Source organism: Spirosoma luteolum (genome assembly GCF_054778875.1).
This window is the reverse complement of record NZ_BAAGZE010000022.1, coordinates 211,109-234,526: the sequence shown is the minus strand read 5'-3', so window position 1 is coordinate 234,526 and position 23,418 is coordinate 211,109. Positions and strand designations below refer to the sequence as shown.

Below are 23,418 nucleotides of genomic sequence, written 5' to 3'. Positions count from 1 at the left end.
CGGGTACCGACTACCCAGATACGAATGGACAACCAGGAAATACTCAGCGTTAAACAACGATTTGGCATCATTGGCAATGCCCCGGCGCTCAACTACGCCATCAACGTGGCGATGCAGGTGGCCGCTACCGATCTGACGGTGTTGATAACGGGCGAGAGCGGGAGCGGTAAGGAATCGTTTTCGAAGATCATTCACAGCCTCAGCGCCCGCAAGCACGGCCAGTTTATTGCCATTAACTGCGGAGCCATTCCCGAAGGCACCATCGACTCCGAGCTGTTCGGCCACGAAAAAGGCTCGTTTACGGGTGCTGTCGACTCGCGGAAGGGCTATTTCGAAACCACCAATGGCGGCACCATCTTTCTCGACGAGATCGGCGAAATGCCCCTCGGCACCCAGGCCCGCCTGCTTCGTGTGCTCGAAAACGGCGAATTTATACGCGTCGGCTCGTCGAAGACCCAGAAGACCGACGTTCGGGTAGTGGCCGCCACGAATGTCAACCTGATGGATGCAGTCGAGAAAGGCAAGTTTCGCGAAGACCTTTACTACCGGCTCAACACGGTGCCCATTTTTGTGCCGCCCCTGCGCGAGCGCGGCACCGACATCGAACTGCTGTTCCGGAAGTTCACGACCGACTTTGCCGAGCGCTACCGCATCAAACCCCTGCAGCTGACACCCGGCGCCACCGAGCTGTTGCTTCAGTTTCCGTTTCCGGGTAATATCCGGCAGTTGAAAAACATTGCCGAGCAGGTTTCCATCCTCGAATCGGAGCAAAACCGACCCCTCGATACCGAAACGCTGGCCCGCTACCTGCCCCAGCAACAGCAGCCCAGCCGGGCACTGGCCCTGTTTCCGCCCGGTGGTGGAGCCGCCGGAACCGACAGCTTCTCGGAGCGCGAACTGCTCTACAAGGTCCTGTTCGACATGCGCCGGGACGTGAACGAACTAAAAAAGCTGGTCCGCGACGTGCTGGGCAATGAACAGGTCGATGGCCGGCAGATTCTGAACAACCACAAAGATCTGTTCGACTCGATTCCGACCGATACGGAGCCCGGTTACCCGGCCGGTGAGCCCGCCACACCCCGGTTTTTGCCGGTAGCCAGCCAGCCACCCCGACAGGCCACGCCCCCGCCCTCGGAGACCTACGGCAGCCACCCACCCGTGCAGATCTACAACGACACCGACGGCGATATCAACGACGTAACGGTAGAAGACGTAACCCACGAAACCGAAGAAGACGATTCGCTGTCGCTGGAGCGGCAGGAGAAAGAAATGATTCTGCGGGCGCTGCGCCGAACCAACAACAAACGCAAATACGCGGCCCAGGCGCTGGGCATTTCCGAACGAACCCTGTACCGCAAAATCAAACAGTATGAAATCGATGAAGACTAACGTTCGGTATGCAGTATTCGGTTTACCGTTTGCAGGGCTGCTCCCGGCGCGAGACCGTACTGCCGTACGTCGTCGGCCCTACGCCGTGTTTCTTGCGCTGCTGCTGTGCGCCTGGCTGACCAGCAGCTGTGGCATCTATTCCTTTACCGGCACTACGCTCTCACCCGACATCAAGACCGTTACGGTCAACAACTTTGTGCTGGCTACGGCGGGGGGACCAGCCAACCTGCCGCTGACCTTCAATGAAAAGCTGAAGGAATACTACCAGCGCTACACCAACCTGAAAGTAGTGCCCAACAACGGCGACATGGTGCTGGAAGGCAATATTACCGGCTACGAACTGATTGCGGTGGCCCCGACAGCCCAGGACCAGGCGGGTGTCAACCGACTCCAGATCACGGTGCTGGTGCGCTTTTACAACAACAAAGACGAAACGAAGAATTTCGAGCAGCCCTTCTCGTTCTACCAGGACTTCCCGCAGGGACAGACCCTGAGCCAGAACGAGAGTCGGCTGGTGCCGAAAATCCTCGATCAGATCGTACTCGACATTTTCAACAAAACGGCGGCCGACTGGTAACCAATCGACTGAATCAGCCAGGGTATTTTTTTCGGGTATTTCCCGTGCAGGAATCCCCCCGGTTGGCTACCTTCGGCCCTTCTACGCGCGACACGCTCCCATAAACTGTGCTTACCATCGACAAAGAAACGTTCTCGTACTGGGTTACCCACCCCGACGATCTTACCCCAACTGACTTCAATCAGCTGCAGGAAAGCCTGTCTGAATACCCCTATTGCCAGACCCTCTATACGCTGACGGCCAAAGCAGCCTCGCTGCACCAGAAAGCGCAGACGCTGCCGGCCGTTCGGCAAGCCGCTACCCACGCCCTGAGCCGCAATGCACTCCGCAAACTGATCGATAACGAATTCCAGTGGTCGCCGAACCTGCTGTCGCGGCTTAACGAACTTTCGGCCAAACACGTCCCCATTCCCGACGATTACCAGCAGGAGAGTTACGCCTTATTCAAGGAAAAAGCGGGACTAAGTGGCCATCTGCCCAAGTTTCCGGTGCCCGTACTGCGGCTGCCCGGGCGGGAGCCAGCCGAGCCCCTGCCAGCGACCCCAACCCCCGAAGACCCGACCCTGGCCGAGTCGACGCTGCAGCAGGAACTGACCCAGATTGCCGAGGTGACGCCCGAGCCACCAGCCGCGCCCGAACTGTCGGCCGCCGAGCAGGAACGCCAGCGGCAGCTCGAACTGATCGAAAACTTTATTCGGGCCGAACCCCGCATACCACCCGTCCGGACCAAGCCCGGTGAGATGCCCGAGCAGGAAGACCTTACCAAACGCGTGCGCCCCGCGCAGGGGTTGCTGGTTACCGAAAGTTTTGCCCGGATTTTGCTGAAACAGGGAAAGACCGACAAAGCCCGCGAAATCTACGTACAGCTAATGGATAAGAATCCGGAGAAAAAAGCGTACTTTGCGGTAAAAATTGCCGAATTGCAGTCGGGTCAATCAGACACGCAAGCGTCTTAAACCAGCTGCCGGCTCAACCCCTGCATCGCATTACTTAACAACACGTAGCAACTTATTTACATGGTAACGGCAACTATTGTCATCATTTGCATTCTTACAGTACTGCTTATTCTGATTGTTCTGATTCAAAACTCCAAAGGGGGCGGCTTGGCCGGCGAATTTGGCGGGCTGGGCTCCAATCAGCTCATGGGCGTGAAGAAAACGACCGACCTGCTCGAACAGATCACCTGGGGTCTGGGTGTCGGTGTAATGGTGCTGTCGCTGGCCACCTACATCATGATCGATAAAACCCAGACGGCGGGCATCAATAGTGTCAACGTCGACCGGGCGCAGACCCAGACGCTGCCGAGCGCAGCGCCGGCTCCATCGCCGGCGGCCGCGGGCGCTGCCCCCAGCCAGGCTGTACCGGGTGCCGCTACGCCAGGCGCGTCGACCTCGGCCCTGACGCCCCAGAAATAAGCCACCGGCCTCTTCGCAAGGCGCATCAAAAAAGCCATCCCGTACATGGGATGGCTTTTTTGCGTAAGGACCAGCCGGATTCAGGCTACGGCTTTGGCCAGCAGCTGTCGGGCAATGGGCAGCAGCGTCTCGGAAATGGGGTAACTGCGCTCGCTAGCCAGTCGAAACGTGGCCGGATTGGGCAGGTGCCGGTACCGCCGGATCAGGTCGAGCTTAATGCGCTCGGCGGTATTGCCCAGCCCCTGCTCTACCGACTCGACATACGCGAACCGGACAACGCGCCCGCCCGGCACCTGATCGGCGTAGAGGGTAAGCTGAAAATGATAGACCTGCGCGGCCGACTGCCCCGGCAGGCACAGCAGCAGGTAGCCTTCCTGCGGCTGCAGGGGCATCAGCCCAATCGGTTCGAGGGTCAGCGAGCCGGTAATATCGGCCAGGCGCTGTTCGCCATCGGCCATTGCCTGCCGGAAGCGGGGCAGCGCAAAGGCGAGCATGCTGTCGATCTCGGCCAGGTACGTATCTTCCGGCACCTCGAGCACATAGTCGATACGCGGGGGCGGGCCCGTAATGCCCCGCATCCGGCGCGGAAAGGCGGCTGTCAGACTCCCCTTGCCTTCGGCAAATTGCCGCGCCGACTCGTAGTGACAACGGAGTTCGGGCAGAATCGGATACAGACGATCTGTCGCGAATTGCTGCTGAACCGACTGCAGGTATGCCATCACGACATACTGCTGGTATTCAGAATCCAGCCAATTTTGCGTAAACCAATCCGGTTGTAAAGCGCTCATTGTGGTACCAGGGTAAGAGAATAGAAACGAACCTACTGAGATAACGCATTAACGCCACCTCTTGGTCGCATAATACACGATCAATGCCAAATATTATTCGCCGAAATCTAAAAAAGGCAGACTGGCAGAAAAAATCGGAAAATCTGACAGGCTTTGGTTCTGGCACAGTAATTGGCGAATCGAGAACGTCGTTCTGACTGACTAAATCAGTTAACAACCTTAATCAACTCATTATCATGGTTACAGAAATGGATAGCGTGAAGGTAAACGTGAAACCACTGGCCGACCGGGTGCTGGTAGAAGCTGCTCCGGCCGAAGAAAAAACGTCGTTCGGTATTATCATCCCCGACACGGCTAAAGAAAAGCCACAACGTGGTACGGTTGTAGCCGTTGGCGCGGGCAAAAAAGATGAGCCCCTGACCGTTCAGGTTGGTGACACGGTTCTGTACGGCAAATACGCTGGTACCGAACTGACCATCGAAGGCAAAGAGTACCTCATCATGCGGGAATCCGACATTTTTGCAATCCTTTAATTCTGTTCGTAGTGCGTCGTTCGTTGTATGTCGTTGGCAAAAACGGAACAACGGACTACTAACCACAAACTCTCTAACAGTACAATCATGGCTAAGAAAATATTTTTCGATACCGAAGCCCGGGAACGCATCAAGAAAGGCGTTGATACCCTGGCCGATGCAGTTAAAGTAACCCTCGGTCCTAAAGGCCGTAACGTTATCCTCGACAAGAAATTTGGTTCGCCCGCCATCACCAAGGATGGTGTTACGGTTGCCAAAGAAATCGAGCTGAAAGACGCCATGGAAAACATGGGTGCTCAGCTGGTGAAAGAAGTAGCGTCGAAAACGGCTGATTCGGCCGGTGACGGTACGACCACGGCAACCGTGCTGGCCCAGGCGATCTACTCGATCGGTGCCAAAAACGTAGCCGCTGGTGCCAACCCAATGGATCTGAAACGCGGTATCGACAAAGCCGTTCTGGCGGTTGTTGCCAATCTGTCGGAGCAGGCGCAAACCGTTGGCGACGATTTCGGTAAAATTCAGCAGGTAGCCACTATCTCGGCTAACCACGACGACGAAATCGGTACGATGATCGCCGAGGCTATGAAGAAAGTGGGTAAAGAAGGTGTAATCACGGTTGAAGAAGCACGTGGTACCGAAACCGAAGTTAAAACGGTAGAAGGTATGCAGTTCGACCGCGGCTACCTGTCGCCCTACTTCGTGACCAACACGGAGAAAATGGAAGCCGAACTCGAGCGTCCGTTTATCCTGATCTCGGAAAAGAAAGTATCGTCGATGAAAGAACTCCTGCCGGTGCTGGAGCAGGTGGCTCAGACGGGCCGTCCGCTGCTGATCATCGCAGAAGACGTCGATGGCGAAGCCCTGGCTACGCTGGTTGTCAACAAAATCCGGGGTGCCCTGAAAGTGGCCGCCGTGAAAGCGCCTGGTTTCGGTGACCGCCGGAAAGCAATGCTCGAAGATATCGCCATTCTGACCGGTGGTCAGGTGATTTCGGAAGAGCGTGGCTTCAAACTGGAAAATGCCTCGATCGAATACCTGGGCCAGTGCGACAAAGTAACGATCGACAAAGACAACACGACCATCGTAAACGGTGTTGGTGCGAAAGACGACATCGCTGGCCGTGTAAACCAGATCAAAGCGCAGATCGAAAATACGACGTCGGATTACGACCGTGAAAAACTGCAGGAACGTCTGGCCAAACTGTCGGGTGGCGTAGCTATCCTCTACATCGGTGCTGCTACCGAAGTAGAAATGAAAGAAAAGAAAGACCGTGTCGACGACGCCCTGCACGCAACCCGCGCAGCCGTTGAAGAAGGTATCGTAACCGGTGGTGGTATTGCCCTGATCCGCGCGATCTCGGCCCTCGACGGTGTCAGCACCATTAACGAAGACGAGAAAACGGGTGTCAACATCATCCGGGTTGCCCTCGAAGCGCCCCTGCGCACGATCGTAGCCAACGCCGGTGGCGAAGGTTCGGTTATCGTGAACAAGGTGAAAGAAGGCACGGGTGGTTATGGCTACAATGCCAAAAATGACACCTTCGAAGACCTGTTCGCAGCGGGTGTAATCGATCCGAAGAAAGTAACGCGCCTGGCGCTGGAAAACGCTTCGTCGATTGCTGGTCTGCTGCTGACGACTGAGTGTGTCATTGCCGACGAGCCCGATGAGGCTCCTGCTGCTGGCGGTGCCGGTATGCACGGCGGTGGCGGCATGGGCGGCATGATGTAATCAGCCCCCGGCGCTCAAGCCAAATAAAAAGCCCCCGGTCGCAAGACCGGGGGCTTTTTATATAACCTGCTGAACGAAACGATCAGTTGCTGGCGAATGAAGCGTGTCGGGTTGGTTTCTGAAAACCTGACCTATGGGCAAACAAAAAAGCCAAGCGAGACACTCCCCTGGCTTTCTGATTTACTCAACGTTATGAAAAACTTTTCTTTTCGACACAATGATAGAACAAAAGTAGTAATAATTGGTTCTCCTCGATGAAAAAAATTTTTACTCATACCGTAACCAATTGAATATCAAACAAATAACCACTAATAATCTTTTTAAGTTAAGCCCCCAAATAAGTACTATTACTTACCCTCATTTAGGCGCGGCTAACAAAAATTACTCAGTGGCCCTTGTCCATTATTCGTAGACAACACCGTCGCGAATGACAATGGTCCGGTCGGCCAGAGCGGCCAGGGCCTCGTTGTGGGTAACAATAATGAAGGTTTGACTGAGCTCGTCGCGCAGCCGGAAAAAGAGCTGGTGGAGATCTTCGGCATTGCGCGAATCGAGGTTGCCGCTGGGCTCGTCGGCAAAGACGATGGCGGGCTGATTAATCAGCGCCCGGGCTACGGCCGTGCGCTGCTGCTCGCCCCCCGACAGCTGATTCGGGAAATGATCTTTACGGCTGCCCAGCCCCAGAGTATCGAGCAGCTGGCTGGCCCGATCGCGCACCGTCTGTTCGCTGGTGCCGGCAATGAAGCCGGGCAGACATACGTTTTCGAGGGCCGTGAATTCAGGCAACAGGTTATTGAACTGAAAAACAAATCCGATTTTCTCGTTCCGGAAGCGGGCCAGGTCGCGGTCCGACAGGCCGAATACATCCTGACCGGCAATCTGCAGTTGGCCGGTGTCAGGGCGGTCGAGGGTACCCAGAATCTGGAGCAGCGTTGTTTTACCAGCGCCTGAGGCTCCCACTATCGATACCACCTCACCCGGTTCGATGCTTAAATTGATTCCTTTCAGGACGGGCAGATTGCCGTATTGCCGGCGAATATCGGTTGTTTGTAGGAGGGGCATGAGCGGTTTCTGATTTTCAGCGGACGGATTCCCGACGGGCATGCATTTTAAACCCCCGTGCAAACTGAAAACTCTTTTTTCTGGCTAACTTGCCGCACAAAAATACGATTTCCAACACTCCTTGTTGCCATTACCATGAATATACACGAGTATCAGGGTAAAGAAATTCTCAAAAAGTACGGTGTCCGGATTCAGGAAGGCATTGTGGCTGAGTCGCCCGAAAAAGCCGTAGAAGCTGCCAAACAGATCATGGCACAGTCGGGCTCGAAATTCGTCGTCGTTAAATCCCAGATTCACGCGGGCGGACGCGGTAAAGGCAAAGTGGTCGGCTCGGAACAGCGGGGCGTTGCCCTGGCCAAATCGGTCGACGAAGTGCGTGACATCGCCAAAAACCTGATCGGCAACGTACTGGTTACCCACCAGACCGGCCCCGAGGGTAAAAAAGTCAATAAAGTGCTGGTTGCCCAGGATGTGTTCTACCCCGGTGCAACGGAGCCTAAAGAAATGTACATCAGCATTCTGCTCGATCGTACCAAAGCCTGCAACGTAATCATGGCCAGCACCGAAGGAGGTATGGACATCGAAGAAGTTGCCGAAAAAACGCCCGAAAAAATCGTGAAAGAGTGGATCGACCCAGCGGTTGGTCTGCAGCCTTTCCAGGCCCGCAAAGTAGCCTTCGGGCTGGGCCTCGAAGGGGAAGCCTTCAAGGAGATGGTGAAGTTTGTCACCTCGCTCTACAAGGCCTACGTCGACACCGATGCGTCGATGTTTGAGATCAACCCCGTGCTCAAAACCTCGGACAACAAGATTCTGGCCGTCGATGCCAAGGTAAACCTCGACGACAACGCGCTGTATCGCCACCCCGATCTGGCTAACCTGCGCGACATTACCGAAGAAGATCCGCTCGAAGTAGAAGCATCGGCCAACGACCTCAACTACGTTAAACTCGACGGTAACGTAGGCTGTATGGTCAACGGTGCCGGTCTGGCCATGGCTACCATGGACATCATCAAGCTGTCGGGTGGCGAGCCGGCCAACTTCCTCGATGTTGGGGGTGGTGCCAACGCCAAAACTGTGGAAGCCGGTTTCCGGATTATCCTGAAAGACCCGAACGTTAAAGCCATCCTGATCAACATCTTCGGCGGTATCGTTCGCTGCGATCGCGTGGCCACGGGTGTGGTAGAAGCCTACAAAGCGATTGGTGATATCCCCATCCCGATCATCGTTCGGCTACAGGGTACCAACGCCGAAGAAGGCGCCCGGATCATCGACGAGTCGGGTCTGAAAGTCTACTCGGCTGTGCTGCTGAAAGAAGCCGCCGAAAAAGTTGAGCAGGTACTGAAAGGCGCCTAAGCGCGCTGACAAGCGCAATACACAAGCGCCCTGGTCCATCCGGATCAGGGCGCTTTGGTTTGGGGCCGGAGCCAGCCACAGCCCGGTACAAGCCGGCCGGGCCGGGGATCAGTGATTCGGTACAAACGGCTGATTATCGGGCCAGGTGCGGAGTTCGAGCCGTGTACCATCGAACACACCGAAGGTGCGGGCGTTGACCCATTCGCCAAGGTTGACGTAGCGACTATTGGCCGACACGGCCAGATCGAGCGGCAGGTGGCGATGCCCAAACACGTAGTAATCGTGGTGGTGCGTGGCCTCCACCGACCGGCAGTACTGCATCAGCCACTCACGGTCTTCGCCCAGAAAACGGTCTTCATCTTTCTGCTGGTTGCTGATGCGGCTTCGTCGCGACCAGCGCTGGGCCAGGCCAATACCCAGATCGGGATGCACGTACCGAAACAGCCGGCGGGCAAGCGGACTTTCAAACACTTTTTTAAGTTGCTTGTAAACGTGGTCGCCCGGGCCCAGACCGTCGCCGTGGCCGATATGAAAGAGCTTGTCGCCAATCTGGTAGTTGCGGGGTGCCCGGTAAACAGGTATCCCCATCTCGTCGGTAAAGTAGGCGTTCATCCACATATCGTGGTTGCCCGTGAAAAGAATAATGGGCAGACCGGCATCGGTCAGTTCGGCCAGCTTGCCTTGCAGACGGGCAAACCCCTTGGGGATGCTGTGCTTGTACTCAAACCAGAAATCAAACACATCGCCCACCAGAAAAATTACGCTGGCGTCGGCCCGCACCTGGTCGAGCCAGGCCACCACCGCCCGTTCGCGGGCCCGGCTGGCGTCGGGTGTGGGCGTACCCAAGTGAAAATCGGAAGCAAAGTAGGCTTTACGGCCGGGGGCAAGCGGGAAGGTATCGACGCTGGTCATGCAGAAACGTTAATCGCTCGCAAAGCTACGGCTTTGGGCTGAAAGGACCGACCTGCCAGCGGGGTCCGGCTTCCGGCAGGCAGCTGAGCGGGTCAAAACCCGGATCGGGGCCGCACAAACATTCGACAGACTCCGATGGTATTAGAGAAAACGCTATTTTTGCGCTTTCTCACATTCTATGAAAATCAATCCACTTCTGTACGCGCTGCCCGCGTTGCTGCTCACTTCCTGCTTTAGCAGCGATACCGATTCCTCGACTGGCAGCACTGCCGAATCAGGCAGTCCCATTCTGGCCAGGTCGGTAGTTGGGGTCCACATGATCAGCACCGACGCCAACTACGATGCTCCCTGTACGATCGTCGGCGAAGAATACCTCCGCAAAACGTTCAACCTGAGCGAAACGGTCGAACTGGAAGAGGTTGACAAACTGAACGGTTGTGAGTTCGAGTGGGCCGGCAACAAGGTCATGATTTCGTTTGGCGGAGCCAAGCCTTACCAGTCGATCTACACGGCTGCCTACAAGTTCGATAAAATGTACCAGGGTGGTGGCTCGGCTGAAACCAAAGCAGAAATGGCCGAAGCGATGGCGCCCAAAGCCGATTCGATGTCGACCGAAACGCTGAACGCCGGCGTGTCTGAAGACTCAGCGGCATCGAATGCTGAAGCTGCCAAAAAAGTAACTCTGGTGAAGCCCGCTATCCAGTCGGGCGAGTTTGCGCCGGTAGCCAACGTGGGCGACAAGGCGGTCTGGAATGCCTCGGAAGGCACCATGCACGTACTTTATAACAACCACATCATCCATGTTCAGGTTGAAACCAAAGACAAGGCTGAGGTAAAGAAAGAGCGCGCTCAGATGCTAGCCGAAGTACTGATCGACAAAATTGCCGAAAACGAATACGCCAAACACTAAACGCCCTGGGGCTCCCGACTGGAGAACAGGCTGGTAAAACATTCGGGGCGCTGCCCGACCACGTTGGTCGGGCAGCGCCCCGAACTGGTTTTGGTTCTATGCGGGCTAGACCGGAATCTGCTCGAATACAACGGCCGGCTGATCGGCGTTTTTGAAGGCTTTGCGGGGCCGGATGTTCAGCGTCTGGAACAGTTGCTGATCGGCATCTTCGTCGGGGTTCGGCGTTGTCAGCAGTTTATCGCCGGCAAAGATCGAGTTGGCTCCGGCCAGGAAACAAAGGGCCTGCTCCTCGGTGCTCATCCGAACGCGGCCGGCCGACAGGCGTACCATGGCCTTCGGCATAATGATGCGGGCGGTGGCAATCATGCGGACCATCTCCCAGACCGATACGCGGGGCTGATCTTCGAGGGGTGTTCCTTCGACGGGCACCAGCGCATTGACCGGCACCGACTCGGGATGCTGCGGCAGGGTAGCCAGCGTATGGAGCATGCCAACGCGATCCTGGTCCGACTCGCCCATGCCGATGATCCCGCCCGAACACACCGAAATGCCGGCTTTGCGGGCGTGGCCCAGGGTATCGAGCCGGTCGTCGTAGGTGCGGGTGCTAATGATGTCGCCGTAGTATTCCTCGCTTGTATCGAGGTTGTGGTTATAGGCATACAGGCCGGCATCTTTGAGTTTCTGCGCCTGTTGTTCGGTTAGCATACCCAGCGTGCAGCAAACCTCCAGCCCCAGCTGATTGACACCCTGTACCATATCGAGTACTTTGTCGAAATCGCGGTTGTCGCGCACTTCGCGCCAGGCCGCGCCCATGCAGAAGCGCGTGCTGCCGGTGTCTTTGGCGCGCTGGGCTGCCGACAGTACCTCATCGACCTCCATCAGCTTGTGGGTTTTTACGGCCGTGTGGTAGCGGGCGGCCTGGGGGCAGTAGGCACAGTCTTCGGGACAGCCGCCCGTTTTAACCGACAGTAGCGTACAAACCTGTACTTCCTGCGGGTCGTGGTGTTCGCGGTGAACGGTAGCAGCCCGGTAGATCAGATCCAGAACGGGCGAATTATAGATGTCGGCAATTTCAGCGCGGGTCCAGTCGGTACGAAGCATAAGACAGTAAACGATTGAAGGATGAAGCGCGGAACCGGATCAGCCGGCCTTCGCATTGGCTGTGCTGGCTGGCCCGGTGCGGAACGGTTGGTTCCGGTCGCGTAGTCAAAAGTAGCGGGTAGGGAATGAAGAGACAAATTTAACGACGCTGCCGCTGGCTGCGCCGGAATGGAGAGGAGCACTTATTTTTGCCCATGCTCAGTCAGTTGCGTACATGCTGGTCGCGTCCGGTGGCCGAAGATTTTCGATTCAGAACCCAGTGGTGGCAGTCGGTTCAGGGGGGGCTCTATGTGTTTGGCTTTCTCTACCTGTTTGGCGGCACCTACGCCCGACACCCGGATCGTTTGTTCCTGCTGGCCCTGTTTGGCCTGACCTGTGCCGCCAGTACGCTGGTAGCCAATGGGGTGATCCCGGCGCTGTTTCCGGCCCTGTACGACGAAGACCGCTGGACGGTTGGCCGGCAGGTTGGGCAGGTGCTGCTGGTGCTGCTGTGCATCAGTCTGGGCAACCAGCTGACGCTCGCGCTACTCCATCAGCCGGCGCCCCCGTTCTGGCAGATGTATATTTCGGTAACGCTGATTGGTTTTTTCCCAATCTGTCTGAACGTATTCATGACCGAACAACGCCGGCTCAAACGCACGCTGGCCCAGGCCCAGGCGCTCAACCAGCAGCTGATCCATCGCACGGATTCCCCGCCGGTAGCCGCCCCCCCGCCCCCCGCTGCCGATCCGGCACCCTCGCCCACCACGCTGCTGCGATTCGAGTCGGACACGGGTAAAGACCGCCTGGCGCTCCACCCCGATCAGCTACGGTATATCGAATCGGTTGGTAACTACATCGAACTACACTGGTATAATGGCGCGAGCCTGGAGACCAGCGTACTGCGCTCGACCCTCCGCGACACAGAGCAGCTGCTGGCGCCGTACCCGCAGTTCATGCGCTGCCACCGCGCCTTCGTTGTCAACGTGGCGGCCGTGCGGCAGGCCGACGGCAACGCCCGGGGCTACCAGCTGACGCTGGCCGACACCCCCCGGCGCATTCCGGTTTCGCGGACCTACCTCGACACCTTCGACGCACGTTTCGATGCGCTGACCGTACCTTCCTGACCAGCTGGCCACCAATCGGGCCTCCCGGCTGTCCCATCGGCTTCCCGTCTGTCACCCGCCTTTGCAGGAGACAGCCCCATCGGCGTAGGTTTGTCCCGTTCATCACACCCCCGAACGTTTGTACTAATGGCTCCCTTCGCTACGCTCTTTTTCCGGTTTCGATGCGTTGTTTTTCCAGTTGCGCTGCTGCTGACACTGCTGGTGCAGCGCGGCCGGGCCCAGTCGCCGATGGATTATTCGATGCTGCCCCACCAGACCATTGATCCGGCCGCGCCCGATGACTTTTCGCTGTTCGACTCCGCTTTCTACCAGAATCAGTTGTTTCTGCTCGGTGAGAGCCACGGTGTTCAGCAACCGCAGCGGCTCGATCTGGCCCTGCTCAAACACCTGAACCAGCGCACGGGGCTGCGGCACTACCTGGCCGAAGTCGACGCTACCCAGGCCCACTACCTCAACACGTACCTGCAAACGGGCAACGAGGGGCCGCTCGACCGGGTGTTTCAGTTCTGGCGCGGCCAGAAAGCCCAGTGGGGCAACCGTGATTTCCGACAGAAAATACAGGCCATCCGCGCCTATAACCAGACCCGGCCCCGCGCCCGCCGAATCCGGTTCGTGGGGATCGACCGGCTGCAGGATTATCCGCTCACGGCCGAGTACCTGACACGGCTGCTCGACCACCGACCGCTGCCGGCAGCGGCCCGCCCCCTCGCCGACACACTGCTACAGCAACTCCGGACCAACCGCCCCGACAGCCTGATCGGCACCACCGCGCTGGCCTGGCTGCGGCAGATCGAAACCGCACCCAGGGCCTACAGCCGCGCCTTCGGGCAGTCGGCCGACACCCTGCGGCATCTGCTCACCAATGCCGGCTACCTGAAAACGATACCGGGTCGGGAGGCCACCCTGTTTGCCAATTTCAGTCAGCTGCTGCCGGGGCTGGGGCAGGAAAAGCTGTACGGCCTGTGGGGTTTTTTTCACGTCCTGCAAACCAAGCCCCTCACGTCGGGAAAGCCGTTGGCCTGCCGCATCCGCGAATCGGACCTGTACCTGCACGACCGGGTCGTATCGATTGTGTTCAGCTATCTCGACAGCTACACGATGCTGCCGTCGAGCTACCTGCCGCTCTCGATGCGCGATGGCAACAACCCCTTTTCGCCGGTAAGTCAGTTCAATAACGATGGGGCCTTTCTCCATACGGAAGGGATCGAAACCATGCGGGCGGTTACAGTTCCCCACACGGCTACGCTGTTTGCACTCGACCGCCCCGGCTCCCCGGCCCGCCAGACGCCCCTGCGCATTACCTATGGCCCCATGATGCCCCGCTCCCAGCAGATTCAGTTTGATCCGGCCAGGCCCATAACCGCTTCGTTTCAGTACGTGTGGCTGGTGCGCGATTCGCCCATGACCCAGCCCCTGCCCGACGGGCATTAACCGTTACCGACGGACGGGCAGTATCCCCGGCGCCGTGGTTCGGATGCGGCACAGGTACGTGCCGGAAGCCAGATAAAGCGTTTGCCCATCGTCGCCCCAGGTACAGTTGGCGATTACTTCGCCGGTGTCGATGCGGCCAATCAGCCGGCCGGGCTGACCGGGGCTGGTGGGGGCAATAATGAGCAGCCCCCCGGGGCCGGTGGCCCAGAGGTTGCCCGCCCGGTCGGTTTTGAGGCCATCGGGCACTTCCTTATAGCGCAGCCGGGGCAGTGAGCTGGCATCGAAATAGACCCGGCCGGCGCCGAGTTTGCCGTCGGCCAGCACCGGGTACGCCATAATCAGGGGTTTGAGCGAATCGGACTGCGACACAAACAGTGTTTTGCCATCGGCCGAAAAAGCCAGCCCGTTGGGGTAAGTCAGGTTCTGGATCAGCAGCGCAGGTTCGCCCCTTCCGGAAGCCGGCAGGCGGTAGACGCCCTTCAGCGGCTGCTCCCGCTTCGGATCGGCATCCTGCTGCGGCAGGCCGTAGGTAGGGTCGGAAAAATAAATGCCCCCGTCGGGGTGCACGGCGACATCATTGGGACTGTTGAGCCGGCGCCCCCGGTAAGCATCGGCCAGGGTTTGTTTGCCCCCGTGGCCCACGAGAGGCAGCGCAGCCAGCCGCCGGTCGCCATGCTCAGCGATCAGCAGGCGCCCCTGCCGGTCGATAGCCATACCGTTGGCGCCCGGCTCCTCGCCATAAGGCAGCCGACCCGTATAGCCCGTATGCTCCAGAAATCGGGTCAGGCCCGTACGGGCCGACCAGCTATAGGTGATCTGCGCCCTGGTGTCGTTGACGAGCAAATAGTTGCTGTCGGCGACCCAGACGGGGCCTTCGAGGTGACTAAAGCCCGACGCAATTACGTCGATGGCAGCGGTGGGCGGAATCAGCCGGTCGAGTCGGGGGTCGAGCCGCACGACGGCGCCAATTGTAACGGGGCGGAACGACTGGGCCTGCACGAAAGAGCCGGCCAGCAGGCCCATCAGGCAAACAAGTACACGAAGCATACGTAAAGCAGGATCAGGTTGTCAGTTGGCAAACCCCCAAACAGCGCCGATGGTTATGCAAACAGACCACTGGCGCGGTTGACGGATCCATTCTGAACCCTTGCCCACCCGGGCCGGTTAGGTTGACAGCTCTTCTGTTCTGCCCAACGTATGAAAACGCAGTTGCTCGGTCTGTTTCTCCTGATACCCATGGCTTCGATACTAGCCCAGTCTGGCCCAACCCCCACGCCCCTCGAAACCGTGGCCGAGTTCGGCAAACACCAGCCCATCGGGGTTGGCGTGTCGCGCGAAGGCCGCATCTTCATCACCTTCCCCAAAAAGCCCGAAAACTACGACTACGGCCTGGCCGAGATTGTGGACGGTCAGCGCCGGCCCTACCCCAACGCCGAATGGAATCAGTGGGACTCGCTCAGGCCCCGCGAACGGTTTATGAACGTGCAGGCTTTGTTCGTCGATCAGCAGAACGCGCTCTGGGTGCTCGACCCCGGCAACCCGGGCGAGGAGGCAACCAACCCCGACGGGGTGAAGCTGCTGAAAATTAACCTGGCCACGAATCAGATCGACCGCATCTACCGGTTCGAGGATCTCCCCCGCGAACGCACGGCGTTCAACGACGTACGGGTCGATACACAGCACCAGGTGGCCTACCTCTCCGACCCGAAACGATCGGCGCTGGTGGTGCTCGACCTGAACGCGGGAAAAAGCCGTACGCTGCTGGCCGACGACAAATCGACAAAGGCCGAACCGGGCTTTACGCTGCGGATCGATGGCAAGGAAGTGCGCGACAAAACCGGCAAAGTCTTCAGCAGCAACGTCAATGGCATTGCCCTGACCGATGATTTTCGCTACCTCTACTACCGCGCCATCAACCAGACCAAACTCTACCGCATTGCCACCGAGATGCTGCGCAACCCGGCCCTGACGCCAGCGCAGGTATCGGCGGCTGTGGAAACGATGGGAGAAACCGGCGTTTCGCACGGCATGTTCTCCGACCGGGCCGGCAATGTGTTTCTGACCGATTCGCCCAACAAAGCCGTTCGGTACCTGACACCGGCCGGCCGGCTCGAAACGCTTGTGCGCGATGGCCGGCTGCTGTGGCCCGATAGCTTTGCCATTGGCCCGAACAACTACCTGTACCTGACCGCTGCCCAGATTCACCGCACCAAACAGTACAACAACGGGCAGGATAAGGTCGAATACCCCTTCCGGCTCTACCGGATGAAACTGCCCAACTAAATCCGGCGGCCCAGTGCGGGCCGCTGTCTCCGCGACGTTTTCATTTTTGTATGCATCACCGATACCGAATCCTCTTTACCTGCCTGACCGCGGGTCTACCCCTGCTGGCCGACGCGCAAACGCCAGCCCCATCGCTCGACGATACCCTGCAACTCAACGAAGTGGTGGTGAGGGGCTACGCCACCAACCGCCGACTCCTCGAAACCCCGGCGGCCATTGGCCTGCTGGGCCGGCGCGACCTCAACCAGCGCTTCGGTACGCCCACGCTGGTGCCTGCCCTCAACACCCTGCCCGGCGTGCGGGCCGACGAACGGTCGCCCGGCAGCTACCGGCTGGCTATTCGCGGCAGCGCCATCCGATCGCCGTTTGGGGTGCGCAACGTAAAAACCTACTGGAACGACATCCCGCTGACCGATGCGGGGGGCAACACCCCGCTCAATGCGCTCGATGTGCGGTCGCTGGGCCGGCTCGAAGTCATCAAAGGCCCGTCGGGTAGCCTTTACGGGGCGGGCACGGGCGGCACCCTGCTCTTCAGCGGACTGGCGGTACCCGCCAACAAAACAAGTATGGAAGCTTCGGCGCTGCTCGGCAGTTACGGCCTTTATGGCAACGGCCTGACGATGCAAACGGGACAGGCCAACTCGGCTCTGTCGGTTTCGTATAACCACCTGCAGTCGGATGGATACCGCGACCAGAGTGCGCTGGTACGCGACAACCTCAGCCTGACCGGGTCATTTAGTGTGAGTCCCCACCGCACCATTTCGGTGCTCGGGCTCTACTCCGACCTGCACTACCAGACCCCCGGCGGTCTGACCGAAGCCCAGTACCGCGCCAACCCGCGGGCCGCTCGGCCAGCCACCCGCACCCTGCCCGGCAGCGCCGATCAGCAGGCCGGCATTTACCAGAAGATTGGGTTTCTGGGGCTATCGCAAACCTACCGCTGGAACGACCGCATCCAGAACACGACGGTACTCTACGGCTCGACCACCGACTTTGCCAATCCCTTCATTACGAACTACGAAAAACGGGCCGATCAGGGGCTGGGCGGTCGCACCATTACGCAGATACAGGTGGGCCGGGGCGTTTTGCCCACCACCCTGAGTGTGGGCGCCGAGCTGCTGCGCACGTTTATCGTCGACCGTAATTTCGGCAACCGCGGGGGTGTACCCGACACCATTCAGACCGACGAAGAACTGACGGCCCGGCAAACGACCCTTTTCGCCCAGGCCGAAACCGAACTGCCCGCGCAGTTCCGGCTTACGGCCGGTATCAGCCGCAACGATGTGCGCTATGGGTTTACCCGCTTCCCCGTGCGCAGTGCCGGCGCCCTGCCCGCTCAGACGCTGCCCCGCACATTCGACCCCGTCTGGCTGCCGCGCGTAGCCCTGCTGCGCACGTTTGGCCCCAACGTATCGGCCTATGCCAGCATCAGTACGGGTTATTCGGCACCGTCGAGTCAGGAAGTAAGACCATCGGCGGGGGGCTTCAACACCACCCTGAACCCCGAGCGGGGCACCAGCTACGAACTGGGGCTGCGCGGATCAGCCCTGCGGAGCCGGCTGCGCTTCGACCTGGCCCTCTACCAGTTTCGGCTGCGGGAGACCATCGTTCGCCGATCCGATGCGGCCGGTGCTGAGTTCTTTGTGAATGCCGGGCGCACCGACCAGCAGGGACTGGAAGGGCAGTTTTCGTATGATTTCGTAGCCAACACCCCGTCGTCGGCGGCTTCGGTGACGCTGCTCCGGCTCTGGCACAGCCTTACGCTGACCAACTACCGCTTCCGCGATTACCAGCAGGGTACGACCGATCTGTCGAACAACCGCATTCCGGGCGTGGCGCCGGTAACGCTCGTAACGGGTGCCGACCTTGAAACCCGGCTGGGGCTTTACGCGCACCTGACGTTCCAGTACCTGAACCCCTTTCCGCTCAACGACGCCGGCACCCTTGAATCGGACCCGACCCGGTTGCTGCAGGCCACGCTGGGCTACCGTCGGCCCCTGGGCGCGCACTGGTCGCTCGACCTCTACGCCAGTGGCGACAACCTGCTGAACCAGACCTACTCACTCGGCTACGACATCAACGCACTGGGCAACCGCTATTACAATGCCGCGCCCGACCGGACCGTGCTGGGCGGTGTACGAGTGCGGCTCAGCTGGTGATGAACGGTAAGGCAGTTGGGCGTGGGTGGTTGTAGTTTTGCCCCATACCCAACTGCCGCTGTGCTCACTGTTTCCGACTTCCATAAAGCCTACGAAGGCCGCACCGTCCTGCGCATCTCGTCGCTCACCCTGCCCGACGGGGTTCATTATTTCCGGGGCGGCAACGGCTCGGGCAAAACCACGTTTCTACGCACGGTGGCGGGTATGCTGCCCTTCGACGGCTCAATCTGGCTCGACGGGCAGTACGAAATAGGACGCGACCCGGTGGCCTACCGCTTTCGGGTGACCTACGCCGAAGCGGAACCGCTGTACCCCGACTTTCTGACGGCCCGGGAGCTTACCCGTTTCGTGGCCCGGGCCCGGCAGGCGCCCCACGGGCAAACCGCCCGACTGGGTGCCCTGCTGGGCGTCGACCTGTTCTGGGACCAGCCGACCCGTACCTTTTCGAGCGGTATGCTCAAGAAGCTGGCCCTGCTGCTGGCGCTGCTGGGTAGCCCCCGGCTGCTACTGCTCGACGAGCCGCTAACCACCCTCGACGTGGAAACGGCCGGTCGACTCTTTGCCTACCTCCATGACCTACATCGCCGGCAACAGGTGTCGATCTGGCTTACCTCGCACCAGGACGTAGCCCTGACCGAACTCCCCCTGACGGCCACCTGGCACGTTGGCAACGAACAGATTCAACGGGTCGACTGATGGACTTCACCCTGTTCGACCGGCTGTTCATCCGCCCCTTCTACGCCCGGAATGTGGGCACCCTGCTCGTGGTTATGCTGCTGGCGTTTGGCTTCATGCGGCCCGCCGACCACGAAGCGCTCATTACGGCCACACTGGGATCGCCCCTGCTGCTGGGACTGGTTGGGCTGGGGTGGGCGCTCTACGGGCTCAAAACAGGCGCTTTCGTATCGGCACAGCTAACGGCTCCGGAGAACCGGTTTCTGCAGGCGTTCCGGCTCCGCCCCCGGGCCCACCGGCTGCTGGTCTGGGCGTGGGTGCAGGCCGGGCTGCTGCTGCCCGTGCTGGGCTATGCGGGCTGGATGCTGGCCCGGGCCGCCCATTACCGCCAGTGGTATGCCGGGGTGGTGCTGGTGGCCTATTTACTGGGGTTGCTGGGCGTGGGTACGCTGGCGGCCGATTACCGGCTCCACCATCCGGCAGCCGGGCGCTGGCGGTTGCCGGTGCTGCACCTGCAGCTGCCTTACCTGCTGTTTTTCCCGGCCCACTGGCTGCGGCACGAACCGCTGTCGCTGGTGCTTACCAAAGCGTTCTCGGGCTTACTGCTGGTGAGTGTCTGCCGCATCTACCCCACCGACGACTACGACGAGCGGCTGCTGTTGCTGGGGCTGCTGCTGGCTGTACTGGGCCACGGACAGGTGGGCGGACAGCTCAGTCAGTTCGAGCGACGCTATCTGCTCATGCTGCCCAACCTGCCGTTTTCGCGCTGGCAGCGGCTCCTGCGCTATACCGCCCTTTACGGGCTGCTCTGGCTCCCCGAAGCACTGTTGCTGGGCTGGAACTGCCCCACAGCCGTACCCCAGTCATATATCGGCTGGGGCTGGCTAACCGGCTGGGCCTGGCTGCTGGTGCTGCATGGGCTGGCCTACGGGCGGCCGCCCAATCCCGAGCGCTGGCTGGCCCGGGTTTTTGGCGCGTTCGTAGTTGGGCTGGTGCTGATTATGTACGGCATGCCGGTGGGCGTGTGGCTGGCGCTGGGTACCGGGCTGGCCGCGCTGCTCAATGCACCGGCGCGCCAGACTTGATGGTTACGGGCGATCCATCGGTCAGAAAAATGCTGTGGGGTTCGCCGGCAAAATACGGCGCAAACGCGTCGCCGTAGAGTTTGGCCACGTCGCACTGCACGCCGTAGTCGCTCACGCGGTGCATCAGCCATTTGGGGTGTACCACCTCGTATTCGGAGGTTCGGCGTTTGCCCCGGCCCGTATAACCCCAGTAATGCTCAGTGATAAAGGCTTCGTGGCTGCCTTCGGCCATCGGCTGCCCGGTCGGATCGGCCCGCACCCAGATGTTGTTCCAGTGACCATCGACTCGCCAGTCGTAGCGGATGTGCAGTTCAGACGGTGTCTGCTCCCAGGTGTGGCGCATGGGGTGGGTCACGTAGGGTTCGCCGTAGAGCGTGTTGGCCACGATGGCAATGGCCGATTTCGGAACGATTTCCTTTACAAACACCACGCCACGCTTCCAGCCATCGTCGGTTTTCCGACGCACGTAGAAACGCAGGTTAAACTCCTCAAACTCGGTATGAAATGGTACCGGCACTACGCCCAGCATCCGCACCCGCTGAAAATAAAAGCCCACCAGACTGCCGTAGCAGATGCCGTCATCGGCGGCATCGAGTTCGGTGCCGTAGGGAACCAGGGGCTGCAGCACCGACCGGTCGATGGGGTAATTGGCAAAAATAAGATTGCGCCATTCGGCAGCCAGAAACGTAGTAGCCATGGGGATTAACGCCTTTCCACACACAACCCCCTGAGACGGGCTATGGTTGGTTGTCAGCCTAAGGAATATCCGAAAAAGCCCTTAAAAGCAGCCCGTAGCCGTCTTACCTGACCCGTCAGATAACCTTTGCTGTTCAACACGGCACCAGATCAGCGGCCGTACCGGGCCGTACCCTGTGTTTATACGGGTTAGCAACGGCTGCCTAAACGACCAGCGGCCAGCCCTGCATACAGGACTGGCCGCTGGCACTAGTGTCGGACTCCGCTTACGGAAACTTCGGAAACTTACTGAAGTCGGGTTTGCGCTTTTCGAGGAACGCGTCTTTGCCTTCCTTCGCTTCTTCAGAAAGGTAGTAGAGCAGCGTAGCATCGCCGGCCAGTTGCTGAATGCCCGCCTGTCCATCGAGTTCGGCATTGAACGACGCTTTCAGCATCCGCAGGGCAATGGGACTCTTGTCGAGCATTTTGCGGCACCACTCGATCGTGGTTTCTTCGAGCTTGTCGAGGGGCACCACTTTGTTGACCAGCCCCATATCGAGGGCTTCCTGGGCATTGTACTGGTCGCAGAGAAACCAGATTTCGCGGGCTTTTTTCTGGCCGACCACGCGGGCCAGGTAGCTGGCGCCGAAGCCACCATCGAACGAGCCAACTTTAGGACCCGTCTGGCCAAACCGGGCGTTTTCGGCCGCGATGCTGATATCGCAGACCACGTGCAGCACATGACCGCCACCAATGGCGTAGCCGGCCACCATCGCCACCACAGGCTTGGGAATCCGGCGAATCTGCATCTGCAGATCGAGCACATTCAGGCGCGGCACCTGGTCTTCGCCCACGTAGCCGCCGTGGCCCCGCACCGACTGATCACCACCCGAGCAGAAGGCTTCGCCCCCCTCGCCGGTCAGAATCACCACGCCCACACGCTCATCCTGCCGGGCCAGCTCCATGGCCTCCGACATCTCTTTCACCGTCAGGGGCGTAAAGGCATTGCGTTTGTGCGGCCGGTTGATGCTGATCTTGGCAATGCCGTCGTAATAGGTAAACAGGATTTCCTGATACTCCTTAATGGTTTCCCAGGGGTAATTGCTTGTCATGGTCTAATTGAGTGAATGAGTGAATGAATGGTTGGTGATTGATTGATTTGAACGGTCTAAGAACGCACATTCACTCAACCGCCAATCACTCATTCACGCTGTATACGAAACATCGTGGTATTGCACATCCCAGGTATGATCGGCCATCATGCGAACGGTGGCGAGGCAGCGCTCGAAGGGGAATTTACGACCCCACTCGGTTGGCCCGACCATCGACAGCAGGTCGGTACCATTTTTGCGCTGGTAGAAATAGTACGTATGGCCCACTACGGGTTCGAAACTCATCTGGGCGGAATAGATCCGCTCCGAAATTTCAACCCGGTGCCGGATCGCCGTCGCCTGCTCGGCCAGCAGCTGCATCTGTTTGTAAAGCTGCGACAGTTGCATATCGGTCTGCTCGCGCATGGCCGACACCGCCCGCCCCGTAATCTTGCCTTTGTCTTCGGGCCGGATCACGGCACCGCCCGCCGTGTGGGCGTAGGCCAGCAAACCGGGCGACTCGGCTACTTTATCGGGTGAAATAGGATTGATAACGACTTTAGCTTCTTCCATACAACAAGGCAAACCGCCTGATGGGCGCCTTTGTTCCCACCATTTCCTCGCAAAAAAAAAGCATCTTTACTGCATTGAACCGGCTTGTTGGCTTAAAAATACGCTAAACCCCATGGAAATCTCTTCGCTCCTGCAGAACTCCCCCCAGATGCCGCGCCAGTCGTTTTTCCGACTGCTGGGTGCGGCCTGTACGGCGATGCTCTTTTCGGGCAACACCTCGGGCTGCTCCAGTACCGAAGCCACGCCCGACCCGCAGCCGTCGGGTGCAATCACGCTCGACCTTACCGATCCCGTCAATAAGAACCTGACGGTCAAGGGTGGCTACGTGATCAGCCAGAACATGCTGGTGGCGCAGACCATGACCGCTCAGTTTGTGGCCGTCGAAAGTCGCTGCACGTTCGACCAGACACTGCTGGTATTCAAACCCGCCGACAACCACTTCTATTGTCCCAAGGATCTGTCGCGATTCGACCTGAAAGGAAAAGTCGTAAACGGGCCCGCTACCGTACCCCTCAAGGTGTATACGGTGGGCACCCCCGTAGCCGGCAAACTTCAGATTCAGGGTTAACAGC

General features: G+C 59.1%; 23 protein-coding genes. 15 read left to right on the top strand and 8 right to left on the bottom strand.

The annotated features are described in order from the left end of the window. Positions 1–24: 24 nt before the first annotated feature. The 4 genes from ACYVAC_RS20220 (at position 25) to secG (ending at position 3,381) form a co-directional block, all read left to right on the top strand. Positions 25–1,389, top strand: coding sequence for a sigma-54 interaction domain-containing protein (locus ACYVAC_RS20220; protein ID WP_461099615.1), 1,365 nt, complete (start codon positions 25–27; stop codon positions 1,387–1,389). An 85-nt stretch (positions 1,390–1,474) separates the two neighbouring features. Then, the gene (gene lptE, locus ACYVAC_RS20215) at positions 1,475–1,966 is read left to right on the top strand and encodes an LPS assembly lipoprotein LptE (protein WP_461099614.1); all 492 of its coding nucleotides are present in this window, start codon (positions 1,475–1,477) and stop codon (positions 1,964–1,966) included. 107 nt (positions 1,967–2,073) lie between these two features. Further along, a complete protein-coding gene (locus tag ACYVAC_RS20210; RefSeq protein ID WP_461099613.1) occupies positions 2,074–2,922 on the top strand; it encodes a hypothetical protein in 849 nt (282 codons plus the stop codon). 60 nt (positions 2,923–2,982) lie between these two features. Further along, entirely contained in the window at positions 2,983–3,381 is a 399-nt protein-coding gene (gene secG, locus ACYVAC_RS20205; protein WP_461099612.1) for a preprotein translocase subunit SecG, read from the top strand. A gap of 80 nt (positions 3,382–3,461) precedes the next feature. Here secG and ACYVAC_RS20200 read toward each other — a convergent pair whose 3' ends face one another. Beyond that, positions 3,462–4,169 carry a hypothetical protein gene (locus ACYVAC_RS20200; protein WP_461099611.1) on the bottom strand — a complete coding sequence of 236 codons (708 nt, stop codon included), beginning with the start codon at positions 4,167–4,169 and terminating at the stop codon, positions 3,462–3,464. Between the two features lie 236 nt (positions 4,170–4,405). On the opposite strand from ACYVAC_RS20200, the gene ACYVAC_RS20195 reads away from it, so the two are divergent. After that, positions 4,406–4,702, top strand: coding sequence for a co-chaperone GroES (locus ACYVAC_RS20195; RefSeq protein ID WP_461099610.1), 297 nt, complete (start codon positions 4,406–4,408; stop codon positions 4,700–4,702). Between the two features lie 87 nt (positions 4,703–4,789). Further along, positions 4,790–6,430, top strand: coding sequence for a chaperonin GroEL (gene groL, locus ACYVAC_RS20190; protein ID WP_461099609.1), 1,641 nt, complete (start codon positions 4,790–4,792; stop codon positions 6,428–6,430). A 402-nt stretch (positions 6,431–6,832) separates the two neighbouring features. Here the strand turns inward: groL and ACYVAC_RS20185 are convergent, their stop codons facing one another. Beyond that, a complete protein-coding gene (locus ACYVAC_RS20185) occupies positions 6,833–7,492 on the bottom strand; it encodes an ABC transporter ATP-binding protein (RefSeq protein ID WP_461099608.1) in 660 nt (219 codons plus the stop codon). Between the two features lie 135 nt (positions 7,493–7,627). On the opposite strand from ACYVAC_RS20185, the gene sucC reads away from it, so the two are divergent. After that, positions 7,628–8,845: an ADP-forming succinate--CoA ligase subunit beta gene (sucC, locus tag ACYVAC_RS20180; RefSeq protein WP_461099607.1), complete on the top strand. Its 1,218-nt coding sequence runs from the start codon at positions 7,628–7,630 to the stop codon at positions 8,843–8,845. A gap of 108 nt (positions 8,846–8,953) precedes the next feature. Here sucC and ACYVAC_RS20175 read toward each other — a convergent pair whose 3' ends face one another. Further along, entirely contained in the window at positions 8,954–9,757 is an 804-nt protein-coding gene (locus tag ACYVAC_RS20175; RefSeq protein WP_461099606.1) for a UDP-2,3-diacylglucosamine diphosphatase, read from the bottom strand. 178 nt (positions 9,758–9,935) lie between these two features. Here ACYVAC_RS20175 and ACYVAC_RS20170 point away from each other — a divergent pair, with 178 nt between their 5' ends. Then, positions 9,936–10,667 (top strand): hypothetical protein, encoded by a 732-nt coding sequence (locus ACYVAC_RS20170; RefSeq protein ID WP_461099605.1) that lies wholly within the window; start codon positions 9,936–9,938, stop codon positions 10,665–10,667. A gap of 105 nt (positions 10,668–10,772) precedes the next feature. Here ACYVAC_RS20170 and bioB read toward each other — a convergent pair whose 3' ends face one another. Next, entirely contained in the window at positions 10,773–11,768 is a 996-nt protein-coding gene (gene bioB, locus ACYVAC_RS20165) for a biotin synthase BioB (RefSeq protein WP_461099604.1), read from the bottom strand. 194 nt (positions 11,769–11,962) lie between these two features. On the opposite strand from bioB, the gene ACYVAC_RS20160 reads away from it, so the two are divergent. Beyond that, positions 11,963–12,874 carry a LytTR family DNA-binding domain-containing protein gene (locus ACYVAC_RS20160; RefSeq protein ID WP_461099603.1) on the top strand — a complete coding sequence of 304 codons (912 nt, stop codon included), beginning with the start codon at positions 11,963–11,965 and terminating at the stop codon, positions 12,872–12,874. 126 nt (positions 12,875–13,000) lie between these two features. After that, a complete protein-coding gene (locus ACYVAC_RS20155) occupies positions 13,001–14,305 on the top strand; it encodes an erythromycin esterase family protein (RefSeq protein ID WP_461099602.1) in 1,305 nt (434 codons plus the stop codon). A gap of 3 nt (positions 14,306–14,308) precedes the next feature. Here ACYVAC_RS20155 and ACYVAC_RS20150 read toward each other — a convergent pair whose 3' ends face one another. Next, the gene (locus ACYVAC_RS20150) at positions 14,309–15,352 is read right to left on the bottom strand and encodes an SMP-30/gluconolactonase/LRE family protein (protein ID WP_461099601.1); all 1,044 of its coding nucleotides are present in this window, start codon (positions 15,350–15,352) and stop codon (positions 14,309–14,311) included. 150 nt (positions 15,353–15,502) lie between these two features. On the opposite strand from ACYVAC_RS20150, the gene ACYVAC_RS20145 reads away from it, so the two are divergent. From ACYVAC_RS20145 to ACYVAC_RS20130, 4 genes are read left to right on the top strand one after another with little or no spacing between them, the layout of a single operon-like run. After that, complete coding sequence (locus ACYVAC_RS20145) at positions 15,503–16,588, top strand: L-dopachrome tautomerase-related protein (protein WP_461099600.1); 1,086 nt, start codon at positions 15,503–15,505, stop codon at positions 16,586–16,588. A gap of 50 nt (positions 16,589–16,638) precedes the next feature. Further along, positions 16,639–18,747 carry a TonB-dependent receptor gene (locus ACYVAC_RS20140; protein WP_461099599.1) on the top strand — a complete coding sequence of 703 codons (2,109 nt, stop codon included), beginning with the start codon at positions 16,639–16,641 and terminating at the stop codon, positions 18,745–18,747. Positions 18,748–18,807: 60 nt separating this feature from the next. After that, entirely contained in the window at positions 18,808–19,443 is a 636-nt protein-coding gene (locus ACYVAC_RS20135) for an ABC transporter ATP-binding protein (RefSeq protein ID WP_461099598.1), read from the top strand. Continuing rightward, entirely contained in the window at positions 19,443–20,507 is a 1,065-nt protein-coding gene (locus ACYVAC_RS20130; RefSeq protein WP_461099597.1) for a hypothetical protein, read from the top strand. Before ACYVAC_RS20135 ends, ACYVAC_RS20130 begins: the two co-directional genes overlap by 1 nt. On the opposite strand, the gene ACYVAC_RS20125 is transcribed toward ACYVAC_RS20130, so the two are convergent. From ACYVAC_RS20125 to ACYVAC_RS20115, 3 genes are all read right to left on the bottom strand, one after another. Next, positions 20,482–21,204, bottom strand: a complete 723-nt coding sequence (locus ACYVAC_RS20125) for a YqjF family protein (protein ID WP_461099596.1) — start codon at positions 21,202–21,204, stop codon at positions 20,482–20,484. The two genes, ACYVAC_RS20130 and ACYVAC_RS20125, sit on opposite strands and share 26 nt — an antisense overlap. 265 nt (positions 21,205–21,469) lie before the next feature. Beyond that, positions 21,470–22,294, bottom strand: a complete 825-nt coding sequence (menB, locus tag ACYVAC_RS20120) for a 1,4-dihydroxy-2-naphthoyl-CoA synthase (RefSeq protein ID WP_461099595.1) — start codon at positions 22,292–22,294, stop codon at positions 21,470–21,472. 93 nt (positions 22,295–22,387) lie between these two features. Then, positions 22,388–22,846 (bottom strand): DUF2452 domain-containing protein, encoded by a 459-nt coding sequence (locus ACYVAC_RS20115; protein ID WP_461099594.1) that lies wholly within the window; start codon positions 22,844–22,846, stop codon positions 22,388–22,390. A 112-nt stretch (positions 22,847–22,958) separates the two neighbouring features. Here ACYVAC_RS20115 and ACYVAC_RS20110 point away from each other — a divergent pair, with 112 nt between their 5' ends. Continuing rightward, positions 22,959–23,414 (top strand): QcrA and Rieske domain-containing protein, encoded by a 456-nt coding sequence (locus tag ACYVAC_RS20110; RefSeq protein WP_461099593.1) that lies wholly within the window; start codon positions 22,959–22,961, stop codon positions 23,412–23,414. Positions 23,415–23,418: the final 4 nt, after the last annotated feature.